Raw genomic sequence first — 15,414 nt, 5'->3', positions numbered from 1 at the left:
CGCCTACGGTTTCGACGACGCTCGCGGTGACCAGGACGGCTGCCGTCCGCTGAGGGCGACCGCGCGGTCGAGGAGCGGCGCGTCCTCCGGGACCTCGACGACGGGCCCGAACATGCCCTTGCGGTCCTCGGGATCCGTGGACCGGCCCAGAAACGCGATCGAGGCCCGCAGGCTCGCCTCGTCGCCGGTGTAGGCCTGGCCGGTGGCGCGGGCGAGATCCCAGCCGTGGAGGAGCACCTCGTTGAGGGCGACCCGGCCGGCTTCGGAGGCCGGGAAGGTGATGCCGCCCGCCTGGGTCATCCCCTCCCAGGCCGCAGGGTCCCGCCAGGCCTCGGCGAGTTCTCCCAGCTGCTTCGCGAGGCGGCCGCGCCAGTCGCCGGCCAGCGGTGGCGGCGCCGTGGTGCTCGGGTCGGCCTGCGTCGACGGCCCGAGCGTCTTCGTCGCGGCGTCCCGGAAAGCGGCCGTGAGGCCGAGCAGATGCCCCAGCAGATCCCGTACGGAGTAGGACTCGCACGGCGTGGGTGCGGAGAGCTGGTCGTCGGTGATGTCCTCCAGGAGCAGCGCCACCTGCCGGGTCGGCGGCTCGAGGTCAAGCATGGCGGTCATGTGCTGCCCCCTTCTGGCCGCGCGTTCCTGCTGCGGCGATCACGATGCGTCCGCGGTCCGCGGCGCGTGCTGTTGCGGTGCCCATAACCCTTAGGACGGGGCCGGAGGGCAGAACTCATCGCTGCCGCTGCAGGCGCTCGCGCGAGGCTTCGGTCCCGGTTTCGGCGGCGCCGCGGTCGTCCCAGGAGGCGCCGCCGACCGACCTCGCGGGATTTCCACGACGACGCCCAACTCCACGGCTCCTCCTCGCGAGGCGTACGGGCCGTGTGCGGTGCCCCTCCTCCTTAGGCTAAGGCTGATGCCCGCCCCGGACAGCCGCAGGAAGAACCGCCGGACGCACCTTGGCTAGGGACCCTCCGTCCTGGTGCTCCGCGGGGTGCGGATCCGCGCGGCGAGGACCGCCACGTCGTCGTCCGCGGCCTCGGCGACCTGGTGCCGCAGCACCTCGTCCAGCAGCTCTTCGAGGTCGCCCGTCACCGAAGGCCGCAGGTCGGCGAGGCGGGCCAGGGATACGTCGATGTCCTCGTCGCGCCGCTCCACCAGGCCGTCGGTATAGAGCAGCAGCACCTGTCCCTCGCGGAGCTCGCGGGTGGCCTGCTCGTAGCCCCCCAGGCCGGTGCCCAGCGGCGGCCCGTTCGGCAGGTCCAGCAGCTCGGCGGTGCCGCCCGCGGAGAAGAGGGCGGGCGGCAGGTGCCCGGCGCTGGCGAACGAGCAGATGCCGCGGGCCGGGTCGGCCAGCGCGAGGAGGCACGAGGCAGGGCGGGCCGACTCGCTGTCGGAGACCGTCGCGTCGAGCTGCCGCAGGATCCGGTGCGGCGGCAGGCCCGTCGCCGCCACGTAGCGCAGCGTCGACCGGTAGTAGCTCATGTCGACGGCAGCTTCGACACCATGGCCCATCACGTCCCCCATGACCAGCAGGGTCCTGCCGAACGACAGCCGGACCGTCTCGTACCAGTCGCCGCCGACCAGGGCGCTGCTGCCGGAGGGGAGGTAGCGGGAGGCCAGCTCGATGTTGGGGTGTGGGCTGCCCGGCTCGGCGAGCAGGGCGCGCTGCAGCTCCAGAGCGATGCCCTGCGAGCGGGCGTAGCGGCGGGCGTTGCCGATGCTGATGGCGGCACGGCCTGCCAGGTCCTGGCTGATCACCACCTCCTCGTCGGTGAACCCGGGGGAGTCCCCGGCCCGCGCCAGGGACACGGTGCCGAAGGGGTGGTCCAGGGCGGCGAGCGGTACGACGAGGGTGGAGTGGATGCCCGCGGCCCGGTACACCGCCAGGCGCCCCGCGTCCGGCGCCGAGCGGCGCAGCTCCTCGTCGGTCTGCAGGTTCTCCAGCACGGGACCCGCGGTCGCCAGGCAGCGGGCGACCGCCGAGCCCGGCTGGTGGGCCACGTACTCGCCGGCCCTCCCGAAGTGGCGCAGGGCATCGCGCAGCGCGGGTACGGAGGCCAGGGCGGGCCGCCGCATGCGCAGCCCACCGGTCGGTTTCAGCGGCTTGCTCTCCGGCACCTCGCTGGGCAGTACCTCGACGGTGGCCATGTCGGCGAGCAGTGGAACGAGGAAGTCCGCCAGCTGTGTGCAGGTCATATCCATGTCCAGGGTGGTCCCGATCCGCGTGGCGGCGGCGTCGAGCAGGGCCAGCCGCGCGCGGGCCTGCTCCAGGTCGCGCTGCTGCCGCTGAGCCGTCGTGACCTCGAGCACCATGACGACGACCCCGGACACCCGCCCTGCGATCTCGAGCCGGTGGTAGGCGCCGTGCCACCAGCGGCGTTCGTACGGGGGCTCGGCCCGGGTGCGGCCGCTGGTGATCGCCTCGCGGGGCTCCCCGTCCTGGAGCACCTGGCGGAGCACGTCCGTACGGCTCTCGATGCCGGGCGCCACCTCGGTCAGGGTCCGGCCGATGAGGCCCGCGGCCGGGATGTCCGCCATGCCCGCGAAGGCGGGGTTGACGTAGAGGAAGCGCAGGCTCGTGTCCAGGATGGCGACCCCGGCGGGCGTATCGGCCAGCACGTGCCGCAGTACCTGTTCGGCGCTGTCCGCCGAGATGGCGGCCGCCGCCTTGTCGAGGAAGGTGTCGGCGCCGTCGCGGCTGGAAGCCTGGGGGCACACCCGGGTACCTCCTCGTCCGCGCATCGGAACCGCGTGGTCCCATCGTCGGTCGGCGGCGAAGGATCTGCATCCCTTGCCCCCGCCTCCCGGCAGACTTTCTTGCGGGACGCCATAAATCCTGGGGTAAATGACTCGTATATCCATTATTTGGGCATCAAGGGCAATCGAGTACCTTTTAGTAGGTCGCCCACGAGCCGTCCGGAGACCTCATGGCACGCCATCACACCCTTCAACCGCCGCCGAAGCTGTATCCGGCGATGCGATTCGAGGTGCTCGAGGCGGACCTCGGGGCGGATCTCCCCCGGGTCCTGGCTCTCAACGGCATGGGCGGCTTCCTGTGGGACCTGGACGCCGACACGTTCTTCCTCGACCCGGGCGGGCTCGCCGTCTACGACCTCGACCCCGACGAGTACGACGGCCGGACGGAAACCCTGGCCCAGCGGATCATGCCCGAGGACATCGCCGCGCTCCGGGACACCGTCGACGACGCTCTCGCGTCGAAAGACGGCTACGGCGCCTACTTCCGCGTCCGCTGCTCCGACGGCACCATCCGCTGGAGCCACACCCAGGGCCGTATCCAGCGCGACGGAGCCGGCCGCGCCCGCCGCGTCGTCGGCATCGTCCGGGACGCGAGCCCCGAGCTCGAGCACCTCACGCAGCAGGCCACCCTCAAAGCGGACCGGAAGCGCCAGACGGACGTCGTCCAGGTGACCACCAGCGTGCTGTCCCAGGCACTGACCATCCAGGACGTGACGGCCGCCCTGACCAGCAAAGAGATCATGGGCGCCATCGGAGCGGGCAGCGTCGTCCTCAGCCTCGTCGAGAAGGACCGGCTGCGGATCGTCGCCGCCGCGGGGATGCCGCCCGAGTTCTCCCGCGACCTGCGGTACGTTCGCCTCGACGAGTCGCTGCCGGTCGCCGAAGCGGTCCGTACCCAGACTCCTCGCTTCACCATGAAGGAAGAGGCCCTGTCACACCCCCGGCTGCGGCCGCACGTCGAGGGCAGCGACCTGACCGCCGCCGCCATCCTGCCCCTCATCGCCCAGGCCCAGCCGATCGGCGCGCTGGCCATCATCTACCGGGACAAGGACGAGTTCACTCCCGAGGAGCGCAACCTCCTGATCGCCCTGGGCGGCACCGTCGCCCAGTCCGTACAGCGCGCCGTGCTCTACGACGAGGAGCACGCCATGGCCGTCGGCCTCCAGCAGGCCATGCTCCCGGCCAGCATCCCGGGCGTGCCCGGCACACAGATAGCCGTGCGCTACCGGCCGGCCCGCACGGGCCATCAGATAGGAGGCGACTGGTACGACGTCGTGCCGCTCCCCACCGGCCGGGTCGGCCTGGTCGTCGGCGACGTCCAGGGACACGACATCCACGCCTCGGCGGTCATGGGGCAGCTGCGCATCGCCCTGCGCGCCTACGCCGCCGAGGGCCACCCGCCCTCCACCCTCATGGCCCGGGCCTCCAGCTTCCTCCACGACCTCGACACCGACCGCTTCGCCACCTGCATCTACGCCGACCTCGACCCGGCGACAGGGCATGCCGAGCTGGTACGCGCAGGGCACCACGGCCCGTTGGTCAAGCACGCCGACGGCCGGTGCTCACGCCCGTACATCCACGGCGGGCTGCCGCTCGGCCTGCCGCAGTACAGCAGCCACGCGCCGTACCCGACGACCCGCCTCCAGCTCGGCGCGGAGGAAACCCTGCTGCTGTGCACCGACGGGCTGGTCGAGTTCCACGGCATGGACATCGACGAGGGCGTGCAGCAGATCGAGACGATCCTGCGCGGCGGCCCCGCCGACATGGACGAGCTGGCGGAGCACATCGTCGCCACCATCGAGGCGCGGCAGGGTCAGGAGGACGACGTCGCCCTGCTGCTGGTGGGCCTGACCGGCGACCGGCAGCCCGAGGAGCGGCGGCACTGGAGCTGTCTGGTCACGCACTCGGACCCGCAGGCCCCCGCCCTGGCCCGCCAGATGCTCCGGAACACCCTGATCCACTGGGGGCTCGGCGACCAGTGCGACGCCGCCGTGACGGCGGCCAACGAGCTGATTGCCAACGCGGTCATGCACACGGACGGGGACGCCATGCTGACGGCGCGGCTGCTGCGGCAGAACGGGGACCGGACGGGCGCCCAGCTCAAGATCGAGGTCCAGGACAACTCGAGCAGGCTGCCGCAGCTCAAAATGCCCTCGGACACGTCGTCGGGCAGCCGCGGGCTGCTGATCGTGGAACAGCTTGCGCAGGAGTGGGGGGCGGAGCCGCTGGGGTCGGGCAAGCGGATCTGGTTCAAGCTGCCGGTCCGGGGCCCGGGATGACCGGCCGCTTCACGCCCAGTAACCGCGCGTAGCGCGGCCGCGCGGCGAACTCGCCGTATCCCCACACCGCCGGGCGGCCGGCCTCCGCACACAGATGCAGCACCCGGCCGGGCGCCAGGTGCACGCCCACGTGCGCGCCGTACCCCTCCGGCAGCCCCGGTACGGCTCCGCGGTCGAACAGCACCAGATCCAGCGGCTGCTGGACCGCGACCCGCCGGGTCGCGGTCGTATCCGCCCACAACTCCGCGGAACGCAGCGGCGGCACGCCGATCCCGAACCACGCGAGCACGGCATACGCGTACCGCTGACAGTTGGCCCCGCCCTCGACCCCTTCACCTCCGGGCGCCCCGGGGTAACGCCCCGCCACGTACCGGGTGTTGCGCAGATGCGCGGGCAGGCCGTCCAACGGACCGTGAACCCCCTTCGAGCATCCCCTCGGAACCGGAGCCGCTGTGACGATGTTAAGGCTGCACGAACAATCCGGCGGAGCCGTGCGGGCGCGAACCCGGGTGATGCGAGTGTGCCGGCCGTGCGCTCATCCAGATCTCTCCAGTCCCTCCTCGCCTCCGCCGTGGCCGCTGTTCCGATAGGCCCTGTCCGGCGCTTCGGAGGATCCGGCCAGGAGCCTGGCAGCTGCTGGCCGGATGCGACCGAAGCCTTGCAGATCACAACCTCTGATCCTTAGAGTGCCGCACATGCGGTCCTACACCATCGGTCAGGCGGCCCGGCTGCTGGGCGTCAGCCCGGACACGGCGCGCCGCTGGGCCGACGCCGGGAAAGTGCGGACGCACCGCGACGAGTCGGGGCGCCGTCTGATCGACGGCCGGGACCTGGCGGCCTTCTCGGTCACCCTCGGCGAGAGCGCCGCGGCCGACGAGGAGGCCTCCTACACCTCGGCCCGCAACGCCTTCCCCGGCATCGTGACAGCCGTCAAGCTCGGCGACGTCGCCGCCCAGGTGGAGATCCAGGCCGGGCCCCACCGCCTCGTGTCGCTGCTCACCCGCGAGGCCGTGGAGGAACTGGGCCTGGAGGTGGGCGTCGAGGCCGTGGCCCGGGTCAAGTCGACCAACGTCCACATCGACCGCGCCTGACCCCGTAGCACCGCAGCCCGGGCCGTTCCCCCGTGCGCCACAGCCAACCGCCGCGAGCCGCCCTCCCGCTCATTCGCTCGCAACAGCATGAAGGAGAACGACTCCATGGCCCTCTTCGCCCACTGTCGGCGCGCAGCCACCCGTACCGCCGCGGTCGCCCTCACCGCCGCGCTTCTCATCCCGCTCGCCGCCGCCTGCGGCAGCGAATCCGGTGCGGGCGAGGGGTCGGGTTCCGGATCGGCGCCGGGGAAGCGGGCCACGATCACGGTGCTGGCCGCGGCCTCCCTCACCGACGTCTTCAAGGAGGCGGGCGAGGCCTACGAGGACGAGCGCCCCGGCACCCACGTGACCTTCTCCTTCGCGGGCTCCCAGGAACTCGCCGCCCAGGTACGGCAGGGCGCTCCGGCCGACGCCCTCGTGACCGCCGACACCACGACGATGGACGGGCTGCGGAACGACACCGGCGACCCGGCCGTCATCGCCAGGAACCGGCTCGTCATCGCCACAGCCAAGGGCAATCCGAAGAAGATCGACGGCCTGAAGGACCTGGCGGACAAGAAGGTGAAGGTCATCCTCGCGGCGCCCGAGGTGCCCGTCGGCCGGTACAGCAAGAAGATCCTGGACGCCCAGAAGGTCACCGTGCGGCCGGTCTCGCAGGAGGCGAGCGTGCGCGGGGTGCTCAGCAAGGTCGAGCTCGGTGAGGCCGACGCCGGAATCGTCTACGTCACCGACGCGACCTCCGCCGAGGGCAAGGTCGGGAGCGTCGAGATCCCCGACGACCAGAACGCCATCGCCCGGTACCCGGCGGCCACCCTCAAGGGGTCCGAGAACGCGGACGCGGCCGCCGACTTCGTCCACTGGCTCGGATCCGCGCAGGGCCAGAAGATCCTGCGCGACGCCGGTTTCCTCAAGCCGTGAGCGCAGCGTGTCCGGCATGAAAGCTCCGCCACAGCCCCAGCGCGGTCCCCATCGCGTACCGCTGCCACTCGCCGTACCGGCCGCGGCCGCGGTGGCGCTGCTGCTCCTGCCGCTCGTCGGTGTGCTGGCCCGCACCCCGTGGGCGGACCTCGGCTCGCACCTCACAGGGCCGGGCGTCACCCAGGCGTTCAGGCTGTCGCTGGTGGTCTCCTTCTGGTCGCTCGGCCTGTCGCTCCTTCTGGGCGTGCCGCTCGCCTGGCTGCTGGCCCGCGTCGAGTTCCCGGGCAAGGCGCTCGTACGCTCCCTCGCCCTGCTGCCGATGGTGCTGCCGCCGACCGTGGGCGGTGTGGCGCTGCTGCTCGCCTTCGGCCGGCGGGGGCTGCTCGGTGGGTGGCTGGAGGACTGGTCCGGGCTCACACTGCCGTTCACGACGCCCGGCGCGGTCGTCGCGGCGACCTTCGTCGCGATGCCGTTCCTGGTGATCAGCCTGGAGGGGACGCTCGCCGGGCTGCACCTCCGGTACGAGGAGACCGCAGCGTCGCTCGGGGCGCCGCCGGTACGGGTCTTCCTCACGGTCACCCTGCCCATGGTGGCCCCCGGTCTGGTCGCCGGGGCGGCGCTCACCTGGGCGCGGGCGCTGGGCGAGTTCGGCGCGACGATCACGTTCGCGGGCAATCTGCCCGGCGTCACGCAGACCCTGCCGCTCCAGGTCTACCTGCTCCTCCAGGAGCAGCCGCAGGCCGCGACCTCGGTGTCCCTGCTCCTCCTCGCCATCGCGATGCTCGTGCTGCTCGCCCTGCGGGGCCGGTGGGCGGGGGCCGCCCGGCCGTCCCGCGGGGCGGCCCGGCTCCCCTCGCCCGGCCCTGCGCCGGAGGAGCGCACGGACCGGCCGACCGCCCCCGCCGCAGGGCGCGGGTCCGCGCAGGCGCCCGCCAGTCCCGAGCGTGCGGAATGGCCGCTGCACGCCCAGGTCGTGGGCTATCCCCGGCTCACCCTGGACGCCGCTCCCGGCGAGACGATCGCCGTGGTCGGCCCCAACGGGGCAGGGAAGACAACCCTGTTGCGCGCCCTCCTCGGTCTCACCCCGCGCGCCCGTACCACCGCGCTCCGTATGGGGGACGGCGCGGACGCCGCCGGGCTGCCCCCGCACGGCAGGGGCGTGGCCTGGGTCCCCCAGGACGGCGCGCTGTTCCCGCACGTGAGCGCGCTGAGCAACACCGCGTACGGGCTGCGTGCCCACCGCGTACCCCGACGGGAGGCGCGCCGGGCGGCCCAGGAGTGGCTGGACCGCCTCGGTGTCGGCCACCTCGCCCACCGCAGGCCGGGCCAGCTCTCCGGCGGCCAGGCCCAGCGGGTGGCGCTGGCCCGCGCGCTGGCCACCCGCCCCCGGCTGCTGCTGCTCGACGAGCCGCTCGCCGCGCTCGACCAGACGACCCGTGCCCACGTCCGGCACACCCTCCGTGAACACCTCGCCGGCTTCGGCGGCGTCTGCCTCATCGTCACCCACGACCCGGTCGAGGCCGTCTCCCTCGCCGACCGGGTCCTCGTACTCGACGGCGGGCAGGTGCTCCAGGACGCGTCTCCCGCCGAGGTGACGCGCTCACCCCGCTCCCCCTGGGTGGCCCGCATGCTCGGGCGCAACGCCTGGCCGGGCAAGGCGGTCTGCGACGGGCTGGCCCTGCCCGGAGGCGGCCGCGTCGTCGCCGCGGACCCGCTGCCCGAAGGCACCGAGGCCCTTGCTGTGATCGGTCCTGAAGCCGTCTCGCTGCACGGCGAGCGGCCAACCGGCAGCCCGCGCAACGTGTGGCGCGGCGAGGTCCGCGAGATCACCGCGCTCGGAAGCCGGTTGCGGGTCGTCGTCGCCGCCGTCGATGTGCCCGACGTCGTCGCCGAGATCACTCCGGCCGCGGCGGCGGAACTGGGCCTGGCCGAGCACAGCGCCATATGGCTCAGCATCAAGGCCACGGAGGTGCGGCTCGTTGAGATCTAGGCGCGTCCGGCGGGCCAGGGCGCGCGCCTGCGGCGGCCTCCTCCGCTGCTCCGCCCCCTCCCGAAACTGGGGGCTTCGCCCTCAGGCCCTGAGGCCCCCGGACCCCCGGGGCCCGGGGGTCCGGCCCCGGTCTGTCCTGCAACACTGGCCGCTTGCAGCGAGAAGGAGCGCCCGTCGTGTCGATGATCAGCAATCTGCGCAAGGCCGTCCGCCTGCCGCACCGCCGCCGTGTCGTGGACCTCAGCCACCCGGCCCGTTCGCCGCTCGGCAGCGCGGTCGTCAACTGTGTGGTCTATCTCGACGGAGTGCGGCAGATCGGCCACTGCCCGGCAGCGGAGGCGATCGAGCAGGTGCGCAGTTGCGGCAACGGCTTCGTGTGGATCGGGCTGCACGAGCCGAGCCAGCAGGAATTCGCCGGTGTCGCCGAGCTGTTCGGGCTCCATCCGCTCGCGGTCGAGGACGCGGTCGACGCGCACCAGCGTCCGAAGCTGGAGCGGTACGACGACACGCTGTTCACCGTCTTCAAGACCGTCCGCTACGTCGAACACGCCGAGTTGACGTCGACCAGCGAGGTGGTGGACACCGGCGAGATCATGGTCTTCACCGGACCCGACTTCGTGGTCACCGTCCGGCACGGCCGCCACGGCTCGCTCGGCCCGCTGCGCGAAGATCTCGAGACGGTGCCCGAGCAGCTGGCCAAGGGTCCCTCGGCCGTACTGCACGCCATCGCCGACCATGTGGTCGACGACTACCTCGCGGTCGCCGACGCGCTCCAGAACGACATCGACGACGTGGAGACCGACGTCTTCGCGAGCCGCAGGGGCGGGGCCGACACCGGCAGGATCTATCAGCTGAAGCGGGAACTGCTGGAGCTCAAGCGGGCCGTGGCGCCGCTGGACCGCCCGCTGCAGACGCTGTCCGCCCTGCCCGTGCCGGGACAGTCCCTGCCGGGAGTGGACCCGGACATCCGGGCATACTTCCGCGACGTCGCCGACCACCTGGCCCGGGTCACCGAGCAGATAACCGCCTTCGACGACCTGCTCAACTCGATCCTTCAGGCCAACCTCGCCCAGGTGACGGTGGCCCAGAACGAGGACATGCGCAGGATCAGCGCCTGGGTGGCGATCATCGCCGTTCCGACCATGGTCTGCGGGGTCTACGGCATGAACTTCGACCACATGCCGGAGCTGCGCTGGACGTACGGCTACCCGCTCGTCCTCGGCGTCATCGTGACCGCCTGCGTCGTCATCCACCGCGGCTTCCGCAGGAACGGGTGGCTGTGACGCGGGCGCTCAGGCCCCACCGTCGGTGAACGCGTCGACCGCCGCGCGTGCCGCGTCCTCCACCGTCCCGATGCCCGCGGCCTGCGTCCGGCTGCCGTTCGACAGCACGGCGACGAGGAAGGACCGCCCGCCGGATGCGACGCGGCCGATGCTGTTGATGTCCCACAGCCCCGTCGCGCTCCGCGGCAGCCAGCCGTTCTTCAGCGCCGTGTCCGCCCCGTCGCCGGCGGCCGCGGCCGAGACGCCCCAGTCCTGTCCGGGGACTATCGACCCCATCAGCCCCTGGACGTACGCCCGGGAGGCCGCGCCGAGCGGGGAGTCCTCGCCGAAGACCGCCTCGAGCAGCTTCAGCTGGTCGGCCGCGGTGGTCTGGGTCAGGCCCCAGTGGTCGCCGTAGCCGCCCCGGGTTTCTGCCAGTCCCAGGCGCTCGTTCGCGGCGCCGAGCCCGTCCGCCCTGCCGATGGCGGCCCACAGGGCGGTCGCGGAGGCGTTGTCGCTGGACTCGATCATGGCGGTGGCGTACGACTTCTCCTGCGCGGTCAGCTGCCGTCCCGCGTCCTGCGCCCGCAGCAGCAGGGCCGCGAGGATGTCGACCTTGACGATGCTGGCCGTGTCGAAGGAGCCGCCGTCGCCGTATACGGCCTGCTCGCCGCTCGCAGTGTCCAGCACCGCGACCGACAGGTCGCCGTTGGTGGCGGCGACGACGGGCGCGAGGGCTGCCGTGAGGTCTACGGGCTTGGGGACTTTGTGCGTTTTATACCTTTCCGCCGTATCTATGGTTTCCCGAGCCGGACGTGCCGTCTCCTCGGGCGCCGCGCGCTCCGCCGGGCCTCCGGCGGAGGCGGTGGCCGAGGCGGAAGGGCGGGCGGAGGCGGCCGCTGCCGCTTCGGTACCCCCGTCGGGCCGGGCGTGCGTGGAGCCGTACGCGGCCGCCGCCACCCCGCCGCCCATGAGGAGCGCTGCAGCGACGGCCGTGCCTATCGCGCGGTACGGCATCCGCGGACCGAGCCGTTCCGGAATGTCCTCGTCCATGGCCGGGGACGCTATGGACTCCGCCTACCTCCCCACGTGAGATCTGTATGAAGACTGCGTGAGAAGTGCCGGGGCCCCGGGTCGCCCCGTCAGCCGGTGGGCTTCCCGTCGCGGAAGGCCGACGTGCAGTCCAGCTGGAGGGCGGTGTCCGCCCACATGGGGTGGTGCGGCGCTGCGTTCGAGCAGACGACCGTGCCCCAGGCGCCGACGCGTACGGCCTCGGCAACCGCCAGACGGCAGAACGCGGCGCCCACCGGGCCTTCCTCGAACGTTCCGTGCAGGGGCGTGTAGCCGATCCAGCCCTCGCCGAACACGAGCGGGACACCGGCGTCCGCCGCCCAGTCGGCCGCCGCATCCATCCACAGCGTCAGCGTCGACGTCATGGCGCGGCGGTGCACCGCGTAGTGGTCGTACAGCCAGCGGTCCCATTTCTCCGGATCGCACCAGTCGTGCGCGTACACCTCGCGCTGCTGGACCGTGGTGGCCGCGCTCCGCCACACCTGCGCCGGGTCCGGGGCCCAGTCGGCGAGGTCGGGCGCGTCCGGGCGGAGCAGCTCGCGGCGGAGTTCCTCCTGCGGGAAGGGGCGGGAGGCGTCGCGCAGCGCGAAGGTGCGGATGAGCTCGTCGAGCACGCCGTAGACGTACGGGTGGAAGACCGCCACGTCGGCGGTGCGCGGGACGCCCCGCAGCGAACCGACCGGGACTTTGGCGTAGTTGACCGTGACCGGCTGATCCGGGTGGCGCTCCTTGAACCTGGCGAGCCCGCGCTCCAGGCGGGGCCGCAGGGCGACGACCCGGTCGGCCTCCGGCGGCAGGCCCTCGGTGAGGCGGCTGCCCTGGACCTCGTTGTGCAGCTCGGTGAAGGCGATCCGGTCGTCGAGGCCGTGGGCGGCGAGGAAGTCGACGAGGTCGGCCAGCGCGTCGGCCAGCGCCTCGGCGCGCCGCTCGGGGGCGATGGCGTAGAGGGTTTCGTACCAGGCGGGTCCGGCCGCGAAGGACGGGCTCTGCTGGTACTCCCAGCTGGAGAGGATGACGTAGCAGGCGTGGCGGCGGGCGGCCTCGAAGAGCGCGAGCAGCTGCCCCCGGCCGTCGATGGTCGTCGCGGCGCGCACGTCGTACCAGCGGGTGCGCTGCCCGTACGCCCCGTTCCCCCCGCCCAGCGGCCCGAGGGCCAGCCGCGCCGTGTCGAGGCCCGAGCCGAAGAGCAGATACGGCATGGCGCAGATCCGCACGGTGTTGTAGCCGCGCGCGACGGCTTCGGCGAAGGCGCGGTCGAGGTCCTCGAAAGGCTCACCGGGCCCGGTGCGGGTGTACCAGGTGAAGTCCCAGAGCGAGATCGTGAGCCGGTCGGGCAGATGGGCCGGTACGGGGGTCGGCACGGATGGCCTCCTTTGGGGGAGGGGTGGCGGCGGAGCGGTCGGCCGCTTCCAAGTATTCGTACATAACGCGCCGTTGGTCAGATGGCTGCGCGGAGCAAACGGCTGTCAACGCTCATGGGCTGCCACCGGCTCCACCCGGCTGCCCCGGCTACAGGGCACCCCAGGTGCGCGACCGCGCCACGAGGTGGTCGTGGACCAGCGCCACGGACGGGTTCGCGAGGCCGCCGGTGCGGGTGGCGAGGTAGGGGGTGTTGAGCGGTTCCACCTGGGGTTCGTGGAGCAGTTCCACCGAGCCTGCCGCGAGCGCGGGCTCGGCGAGGTCACGGAAGCGATGAACGCCTGGGGGCGGCGGCCGGCGCTGCGTCGGCCGCCCTCCGGGCGCTCGAGGCCCCTCGGATTTCGTTCAGCACGACGAACAGATCGGTCGCGCCGCCGTTGTCCAGCGCGGTGATGCGGCGGCGCAGCGTGAAGGCCGCTCCCGGCTGGACGGCCACCTGACGCCGGCTACGCCGTCCGAGGCGGTGGCGATGAGGTGCACCGGAGCGGCCCGGAGCCGGCCTGCCGCGCAGAGGCCTTCTTCCCGGCCGGGCGAGGGGTTGTTAGCGTGCGGCAGTCCGGATCTCCGAAAGCGCGTTACCGCTTCCCCGTCGGAGCCGCCGCTCATGCCAGCCGCTCGCCCGTACCCCTGGCCGCTCCCGCCCGAGGACCATGCGTCGAGCCCGTACACCGGGTGGACCCGGGCGCACTGGGAAGCGGTGGCGGACGGGCTGCTCGCGGCCGTACGCCCGTATGCCTCGCCCGGACGCGGGCTCATCCTGCTGCCCGGGAAGCACAGTTCGTCCGGCGAGCGGTCCGACGGGCTCGAAGGCTACGCCCGGACCTTCCTGCTCGCCGCTCTCCGCGTCGCCGGAGCGGGCGGCGATGATCCGCACGGGCTGCTGGAGCATTACGCGGACGGCCTCGCCGCCGGGACGCGCACGCCCGGCAGGGACGACGCCGAGTCCTGGCCGCGGCAAGCGGAGTGCGGCCAGGCGTGGGTGGAGGCCGCCTCGGTCGCGCTGGGGCTGCGCCTGACCAAGCGGTGGCTGTGGGACCGGCTGGGCGACGGCGTACGGGAGCGGACGGCCGACTGGCTGTCCGCCGCGCTCGGCGAGCCGCCGGTCAACAACAACTGGTGGCTCTTCCCGCTCACCGTCGGCGGCTTCCTCACCGAGGCGGGTGTACGGGCCGAGGCCGCGCGCGCGGCCATCCGGCGGGGGCTGGGGCGGATCGAGCAGTGGTATGCGGGCGATGGCTGGTACACCGACGGGCCCGAGCGCTCCTTCGACCACTACAACGGCTGGGCCCTGCACCTCTATCCCATGCTGCACGCCCATCTCTCCGGCGACCAGGCGCTGTTGTCCCGCCACGGCGACCGGCTGCGCAGCTTCCTCGACGGGTACGCCCGGCTCTTCGGCGCGGACGGCGCGCCCCTTCACCAAGGCCGCTCGCTGACCTACCGCTTCGCCGCCGCCGCCGCGCTCTGGGCCGGTGCGCTGACCGGGCACAGCCCGCTCTCCACCGGCACCACCCGGCGGATCGCGAGCGGCAGCCTCCGTTACTTCCTCGACCGGGGCGCGGCGGCGGACGGCGGGTTGCTGTCGCGGGGCTGGCACGGCCCGTACGAGCCGATCGTGCAGCGGTATTCGGGCACGGCCTCGCCGTACTGGGCGAGCAAGGCCTTCGTCGGCCTGCTGCTGCCGCCGGACCACCCCGAGTGGACGGCGCCGGAGCGGCCCGCCCCGGCCGAGACCACGGACGCCGTCACCGCGCTGCCCGGGCCTGGCTGGCTGGTGCAGTCCACGGCCGCCGACGGGCTCGTACGGGTCCACAACCACGGCAGCCACGGTCAGGTCCTGCCGCCGGACCATGACGATCCGCTCTATGCCCGCCTCGCCTACTCCACCCGTACCGGTCCGACCGACCCCGGGGCCGCCCGGCCCGACAACCACTTCGGGCTGCTGGCCGAAGACGCCGGCGGCGCAGAGCGATGGACGCGGCGCGGCCCCATCACCCCCCTCGGCTCCGGGCCGGGCTGGGCCGCCTCCGCCCACCGTCCGCTCACGGGCGACAAGGAGCTGCCGGGTGTCACTGTCACGGCCGTGACGCTCGCACGCGGCGCGACGGAGGTACGCATCCACCGGGTCTCCGGCGCGGCACCCGGCACCGCCGTACGGCAGTCCGGCTGGGCGGCGGACGCGGACGTCATCTCCGAACTGCGGCCCGTCCACGGCTTCGGTGCCGCAGCCGCACACGTCGCCGCCGGGAGCACCGCCTACGCCGGGCAGACCCGGATGCCCGTGCTGACCGGCTCGGTCGAGGACGGGGGCGGCCCGCTGTTCATCTGCCTGGCCCGGCTGACGGGCGAGCCGGACCCGGAACCCCTCGCCGCCGACGTACGGGTGACCGGCGACGAGGTCCGCATCGCCTGGCCCGGCGGCCCGCGCCAGCGCGTCGTCATCCGTGAGGACGGCGTCTCGGTCACGGAAGAGCCACCGGGGAGCGGCTGACGGGATCGCTTCGGGGCGGGGCCTGGCAGCGGCTCATCCGGCCGGCCGGGAGCCGGCGCGCCGCTCCAGTACGCAGGGATGGCTGAGCATGTTGCCCAACAAGCCCTCCGCGTCGGGATCTCCGGGGCCCCCGGTCCGTACGCAT

At 73.0% G+C, this 15,414-nt stretch carries 12 protein-coding genes; 6 read left to right on the top strand and 6 right to left on the bottom strand.

The window, feature by feature from the left end:
- Positions 1 to 3: 3 nt before the first annotated feature.
- Both ACTWQC_RS08780 and ACTWQC_RS08775 read right to left on the bottom strand, forming a co-directional pair.
- Positions 4 to 606 (bottom strand): TIGR03086 family metal-binding protein, encoded by a 603-nt coding sequence (locus ACTWQC_RS08780; protein ID WP_443314995.1) that lies wholly within the window; start codon positions 604 to 606, stop codon positions 4 to 6.
- A 345-nt stretch (positions 607 to 951) separates the two neighbouring features.
- Positions 952 to 2,709 (bottom strand): SpoIIE family protein phosphatase, encoded by a 1,758-nt coding sequence (locus tag ACTWQC_RS08775; protein WP_443314994.1) that lies wholly within the window; start codon positions 2,707 to 2,709, stop codon positions 952 to 954.
- A 209-nt stretch (positions 2,710 to 2,918) separates the two neighbouring features.
- Between ACTWQC_RS08775 and ACTWQC_RS08770 the strand changes: the two genes are divergently transcribed.
- A complete protein-coding gene (locus tag ACTWQC_RS08770) occupies positions 2,919 to 5,027 on the top strand; it encodes a SpoIIE family protein phosphatase (RefSeq protein WP_443314993.1) in 2,109 nt (702 codons plus the stop codon).
- Here the strand turns inward: ACTWQC_RS08770 and ACTWQC_RS08765 are convergent.
- Complete coding sequence (locus tag ACTWQC_RS08765) at positions 4,999 to 5,433, bottom strand: cell wall hydrolase (RefSeq protein ID WP_443314992.1); 435 nt, start codon at positions 5,431 to 5,433, stop codon at positions 4,999 to 5,001. The genes ACTWQC_RS08770 and ACTWQC_RS08765 overlap by 29 nt on opposite strands.
- A 289-nt stretch (positions 5,434 to 5,722) precedes the next feature.
- Here ACTWQC_RS08765 and ACTWQC_RS08760 point away from each other — a divergent pair, with 289 nt between their 5' ends.
- The 4 genes from ACTWQC_RS08760 (at position 5,723) to ACTWQC_RS08745 (ending at position 10,309) form a co-directional block, all read left to right on the top strand.
- On the top strand, positions 5,723 to 6,118 hold the full coding sequence (locus tag ACTWQC_RS08760) for a TOBE domain-containing protein (RefSeq protein WP_443314991.1): 396 nt from the start codon (positions 5,723 to 5,725) through the stop codon (positions 6,116 to 6,118).
- A gap of 105 nt (positions 6,119 to 6,223) precedes the next feature.
- A complete protein-coding gene (gene modA / locus ACTWQC_RS08755; RefSeq protein WP_443314990.1) occupies positions 6,224 to 7,036 on the top strand; it encodes a molybdate ABC transporter substrate-binding protein in 813 nt (270 codons plus the stop codon).
- 16 nt (positions 7,037 to 7,052) lie between these two features.
- Entirely contained in the window at positions 7,053 to 9,026 is a 1,974-nt protein-coding gene (locus ACTWQC_RS08750) for an ABC transporter permease (RefSeq protein ID WP_443314989.1), read from the top strand.
- A gap of 182 nt (positions 9,027 to 9,208) precedes the next feature.
- Positions 9,209 to 10,309 carry a magnesium and cobalt transport protein CorA gene (locus ACTWQC_RS08745; protein ID WP_443315100.1) on the top strand — a complete coding sequence of 367 codons (1,101 nt, stop codon included), beginning with the start codon at positions 9,209 to 9,211 and terminating at the stop codon, positions 10,307 to 10,309.
- A gap of 9 nt (positions 10,310 to 10,318) precedes the next feature.
- Here the strand turns inward: ACTWQC_RS08745 and ACTWQC_RS08740 are convergent, their stop codons facing one another.
- The 3 genes from ACTWQC_RS08740 to ACTWQC_RS08730 all read right to left on the bottom strand — a co-directional run bounded on the left by ACTWQC_RS08740 (position 10,319) and on the right by ACTWQC_RS08730 (position 13,214).
- On the bottom strand, positions 10,319 to 11,341 hold the full coding sequence (locus tag ACTWQC_RS08740; RefSeq protein WP_443314988.1) for a serine hydrolase: 1,023 nt from the start codon (positions 11,339 to 11,341) through the stop codon (positions 10,319 to 10,321).
- Between the two features lie 89 nt (positions 11,342 to 11,430).
- Complete coding sequence (locus tag ACTWQC_RS08735) at positions 11,431 to 12,720, bottom strand: cellulase-like family protein (protein ID WP_443314987.1); 1,290 nt, start codon at positions 12,718 to 12,720, stop codon at positions 11,431 to 11,433.
- A gap of 320 nt (positions 12,721 to 13,040) precedes the next feature.
- On the bottom strand, positions 13,041 to 13,214 hold the full coding sequence (locus ACTWQC_RS08730; protein ID WP_443314986.1) for a hypothetical protein: 174 nt from the start codon (positions 13,212 to 13,214) through the stop codon (positions 13,041 to 13,043).
- A gap of 168 nt (positions 13,215 to 13,382) precedes the next feature.
- On the opposite strand from ACTWQC_RS08730, the gene ACTWQC_RS08725 reads away from it, so the two are divergent.
- Positions 13,383 to 15,269 (top strand): DUF2264 domain-containing protein, encoded by a 1,887-nt coding sequence (locus ACTWQC_RS08725; RefSeq protein WP_443314985.1) that lies wholly within the window; start codon positions 13,383 to 13,385, stop codon positions 15,267 to 15,269.
- Positions 15,270 to 15,414 lie beyond the last annotated feature (145 nt).

Source organism: Streptomyces sp. 8N616 (genome assembly GCF_052246385.1).
Classification (GTDB): domain Bacteria; phylum Actinomycetota; class Actinomycetes; order Streptomycetales; family Streptomycetaceae; genus Streptomyces.
Note: the sequence above shows the minus strand (reverse complement) of the source record. Positions and strands in the feature narration are given on the sequence as shown.